6 protein-coding genes and 1 pseudogene are annotated in these 4,404 nt (G+C 67.7%); 2 read left to right on the top strand and 5 right to left on the bottom strand.

Going from position 1 to position 4,404, the window contains the following annotated elements; translation table 11 throughout:
- Nucleotides 1–576 (top strand): annotated as a pseudogene (locus VHK87_RS00485) (12-oxophytodienoate reductase); the annotation flags it as partial.
- Nucleotides 577–610: 34 nt separating this feature from the next.
- On the opposite strand, the gene VHK87_RS00490 reads toward VHK87_RS00485, so the two are convergent.
- The 5 genes from VHK87_RS00490 to VHK87_RS00510 all read right to left on the bottom strand — a co-directional run bounded on the left by VHK87_RS00490 (nt 611) and on the right by VHK87_RS00510 (nt 3,856).
- On the bottom strand, nt 611–1,246 hold the full coding sequence (locus VHK87_RS00490; protein WP_329632937.1) for a hypothetical protein: 636 nt from the start codon (nt 1,244–1,246) through the stop codon (nt 611–613).
- 145 nt (nt 1,247–1,391) lie between these two features.
- The gene (locus VHK87_RS00495; RefSeq protein WP_329632938.1) at nt 1,392–1,790 is read right to left on the bottom strand and encodes a GFA family protein; all 399 of its coding nucleotides are present in this window, start codon (nt 1,788–1,790) and stop codon (nt 1,392–1,394) included.
- Between the two features lie 100 nt (nt 1,791–1,890).
- On the bottom strand, nt 1,891–2,694 hold the full coding sequence (locus VHK87_RS00500; RefSeq protein WP_329632939.1) for an alpha/beta hydrolase: 804 nt from the start codon (nt 2,692–2,694) through the stop codon (nt 1,891–1,893).
- A gap of 68 nt (nt 2,695–2,762) precedes the next feature.
- A complete protein-coding gene (locus tag VHK87_RS00505) occupies nt 2,763–3,542 on the bottom strand; it encodes an SDR family oxidoreductase (RefSeq protein ID WP_329632940.1) in 780 nt (259 codons plus the stop codon).
- On the bottom strand, nt 3,539–3,856 hold the full coding sequence (locus tag VHK87_RS00510; RefSeq protein ID WP_329632941.1) for a nuclear transport factor 2 family protein: 318 nt from the start codon (nt 3,854–3,856) through the stop codon (nt 3,539–3,541). The genes VHK87_RS00505 and VHK87_RS00510 overlap by 4 nt, the downstream gene beginning before the upstream one ends.
- Before the next feature lie 100 nt (nt 3,857–3,956).
- Between VHK87_RS00510 and VHK87_RS00515 the strand changes: the two genes are divergently transcribed.
- On the top strand, nt 3,957–4,404 hold a 448-nt coding region (locus tag VHK87_RS00515; protein WP_329632942.1), incomplete at its 3' end, for a LysR family transcriptional regulator.

Here is a 4,404-nt window from a genome sequence, read left to right on the forward strand (position 1 = left end):
ATCGACCAGTTCTTCTGGGAAGGCACAAACCTGCGAAACGACGCGTACGGCGGCGCGAGCCTGGTGGACCGCTCGCGCTTCGCCGCCGAGATCCTGCGCGAGGTGCGGCGCGCGGTCGGGCCGGACTATCCCGTTATCCTGCGCATCTCCCAGTGGAAGCAGCAGGACTACGCCGTGAAGCTCGCCCACACGCCGGACGAGATGGAAGCCTGGCTCACCACCCTCACCGACGCCGGCGCCGACATCCTCCACTGCTCGCAGCGCCGCTTCTGGGAGCCGGAATTCGAGGGCTCGGACCTGAACTTCGCCGGCTGGGCCAAGAAGCTGACCGGGGCCCCGACCATCACCGTCGGCTCGGTGGGCCTCTCCGGCGAGTTCATCGCCGCTTTCGCCGGCGAAGGCTCCCAGCCCGCCTCCCTGGACGAGCTGGAGCGCCGCCTGGAGCGCGGTGACTTCGACCTGGTCGGCGTCGGCCGCGCCCTGCTGCAGGACCCGAAATGGACGCTGAAGGTGAAGGAAGGCCGCACGGAGGACCTGATGGCGTTTGAAAGGGCGGCGTTGGCGAGTCTCAGCTAGAGGCGACGTCCGGCCGCCCCGGCAGAGGTCAGGGTCACGCCTGAGCCGTGATCGCCCGTAGCCGCAGCAGCACTGGAGCGACGAAGTCGGTGTTGTCGACTACGGCGTCCGCACGCAGGAGGGGCTCTTCCTCGGCTAGATAGATGTTCTCTGACACGAGGTAGCGGTCGGTGAGCACCGAGAGGTCGCCGCCATCCCTGTCCAACCCTCGCGCAACGGACAATTCGGGCCTGACTTCCAGCCAGATCCTGTAGTCCCAACACGCGTTGAGTTCGGCGCGGAAGGCGAACACGCCATCAACCACCAGTACGGCGTCACGCCCCGCGGGCGTCACCAAGTCGGAATGGTCGACCTGTGTTCGCGGATCGATGGCGCAGAGGGCGCATTCGCCGTGCGCGAAGGGCTCCAGCAGGAGTGACTTCACGCGGTCGTAGTCGAAGGCGTTCCGATAGTAGCCTTCGCCGCTTTCCCGGTCGTAGAGATGCCGCTCCCGCCAGGGTCGCTTGAAATCGTCCAGGCTGGCCCGCAGGACAGGCCGTCCCAGCTCGACGATCGCTAGGGCGAGCTCGTGGCCGAAGCTGGTCTTCCCTGCCGCGGTGCGTCCGTCGACCGCAACACGGAGCCTGCCGGGGCCGGCCGCAGTGATCGCCTGCGCCAGCTGAGAGATCATTGCGCTTCTGGCGGCCGACGCCGGCTGCGGCGCCGGCTGTCGCCATGTCGAAACGGAGTAGTGGATCTCTGGGCGGGCCATCAAAGCCATTCTTGGCGCCGATAGTCTTCCCGGCAAGGCGGCACTCAGAGCCGGCGACACACGGTTATGGCGCGCTCTCGTGCCGATCAGCACTCTCCCGATCGCGAGCGTACGATCTCATGTGCGGGAAATCGGGCAGCCAGGATTCGCGCCGGACACTCCAAGCCTCGTAGGTCGGCGCAAGTTGATCGGGCGCGTCCAGAGCGCCCAGGTGAACCTCAATCTCGTCGGCATAGCGCGCGAACACGGACGAGCCACAGCGGGGACAGAACGCCCGCCCCTGGTAGTTGTTGGTCTCCCCATCGATGGTCACCGCGGACTGCGGGAAGATGGCGGCAGCGAAGAAGAGCGCGCCGTGATGCTTGCGACAGTCCAGGCAGTGGCAGAGGCCGACCCGGTACGGACGGCCGGAGGCGACGATCCGCACGTCGCCGCAGAGGCAGCCGCCGGTGAACTGGTCCATTTCCGCAATTCCTTTGAGCAATGAGCCGGGGTGAGAACCTGGGAAGGGCGCGTTCGATCCGAGCCGCTGCCAACGAGACCCCCGTCGCGTCGGCTCGGCGTCAGCGCCGCGCCTGAGCGTTGCGGGCGAAGGAATTGTGCTTCAGGTCCTCCTGCCGTGCGCCTGCGGGGTCCACCACCATCCGATGCAGGAAGTTGGCCACCTCCGCCGCCACGGATTCCATCATGTACGGCGCGTCCGCGAATTCGTGGGTGTGGCCGGCGTAGATATGCAGCTCCACCTTCACCCCCGCGGAAGACAAGGCCTCGAACATCGCCTGGCTCGTGGCGTGAGGGACCACCCAGTCCTCCGCGCCGTGTATAAGGAAGGTTGGCGGGAAGTTCGGTCCCGCCCGGTGCAGCGGGCTCGCCAGGCGCGCGGCGTCCTCCGTCGCGCCGTCGTCGAGCAGCTTACTCGCCGCGGTCTGTGCGGCGCTGGGCGTATCGGTCACAAGCTCGACGGGCGGAAACAAGGCGATCACCGCCGCCACTTGGTCTTTCAGGTCGTCGGCCGCCAACAAAGCCAAATGTCCACCGGCTGAGAAGCCCAACAGCGCCATCCGCCCAGCCGGCGCGCCCAGGTTGTCCGTATTCCTCGCCGCCCACATCACGGCCGCTTCCACGTCGTCCAATTGGGCTGGCCAAGGCGCCTCGTCGAGCAGCCGGTATTCGGCGGCGACCGTGACGAAACCCAAGCGCGCAAAGACGCGGCCGTAAGCTGCAATCCCCTCCCGTGAACCGCGCCGCCAGCCGCCGCCGTGCACCATGAGGATGATCGCCCGCGGCTCCCCGTCAGGCCGGAAGAGATCAAGCCTCAGGTCGCGGCCTCCAGCCTGGGCGAAAACGATTTCACTCCTGCTGGTCATCGCAGTCCCTCTCGCGTCGCAAAGAAAACCAACGGCTCCGCAGGTCGTTGCGCTCGGGACTGCGCCCCTCACGCCGTGGGCACGGTTCCTCCGTCGATGAGATATTCGGCGCCCGTTAGCGACGCGGCGCGCTCAGAGGCCAGGAAGGCGATCAGGTTCGCCACCTCCTCCGGCTTCGAAGGGCGACCGAGCGGAATGCCGCCCAACGAGTCCATGATGATCTGCTTTCCGCCTTCGCGGTCGACGCCGGCGTCTCGGGCGAGACGGTCAGCCGAGGCGACTGCGGCTTCCGTCTCGATCCAGCCCGGCGCCACGCGCAGCACGCGCACGCCGTGGGGCGCGACCTGCTTGGAAAGGCTCTTGCTGTAGACGGACAGCGCCGCCTTGGCCGCCGCGTAGGCGGTCGTCGCCTCCGGGAGCGGCATCAGCCTTTGGATCGAGGTCACGTGGATGACCACGCCGGCGCCCTGATCCATCATCGCTGGGACGAGCGCCCGATCGAGGCGGACCGCCGGCATCAGGTTAAGGTCGAGCTCCTTCGCCCGGATCGCGTCGTCCAGGGCCGCAAATCCGCCCGCAGGCGCAGCGGAGCCGCCAAGCATGTGGACGAGGATGTCCACGCCCCCCAATCGCTCCCGCACCGCGGAGGCGACGGCGTCACAGCCCTCGGGTGTGCTGAGGTCCGCGGCGACGAACAGGTGCTCCGGCGAACTGTCGGCTCGTGACCGCGCCACGGTGAGGACGTCGGCTCCCAGTTCGCGGAACAAGGCGACCGTGGCTGCGCCCGCGCCGCGCGTGCCGGAGGTGACCACGGCCCGCTTGCCCTCCAGGGTGAGGAAGCCGCTCATGCGCCGATCTCCAGGGCCTTGATCCGGTTCGCGTCCAGCTGGAAGGCAAACGTCAGGGTGGCGGGGCTGCCGGGGAAGTTCCCACTCACCCTCGCCCGAACCACGGTCGCTTCGGCGCCCTCGCGGACTTCCAGCGGCTGGAGGACCGTCTGGTACCGAGCCTTTGTCTCCGACCACCACGCGCCGATTGCCTCGCCGCCTACGTAGGTGCGGCCCTCGTCGACCACGGCGGCCTCAAGCGCGAAGACTTCGGTCAAGGCCTCGACGTCGCCCCGCCGGTCGGCGTCGAAATAGGCTGCAATCGCGGACTGCATCTTCTGGCTCCTTCTCGCTTCGTCTTGCCGTTAGCTAAGCCTCGACTGGCGTCGCGATAAGCGGGACAACCAGGGACGTAGCGTCACGAAATCCGGATCAATGTACCGACCCAATCTCTCCGACCTCGATGCGGTGCTCGCCATCGCAAGGCGCGCCTCCTTTCGACGCGCGGCCCTCGACCTCGGGGTGTCGGCGACAGCGCTGAGCAACGCGGTCGCAAAGCTGGAGGCCGCCCTTGGCGTGCGGCTGTTCAACCGAACCACGCGAAGCGTGGCGCTGACCGACGCCGGCCGCCGCTTCGTGGATCAGGTCGGACCTGCCTTGCAGGAGATCCACGGCGCCATGGACCTGGTGCGGGGACAGCAGGCGACCCCTTCCGGCGTCCTGCGGATCAATGCGTTCGCCACAGCGGCGCGCGAGGTCCTGTCGCCGCTGATCCTCGAGTACCTTCGACGATACCCCCAGGTGCACGTCGACCTCGTCACCGAAGGCAGGTTGGTCGACGTCGTGGCGGATGGCTTCGACCTCGGCGTTCGCCTCGCCGACC

Origin of the sequence: Phenylobacterium sp., assembly GCF_036263695.1 — a bacterium.
Lineage (GTDB): Bacteria > Pseudomonadota > Alphaproteobacteria > Caulobacterales > Caulobacteraceae > Phenylobacterium.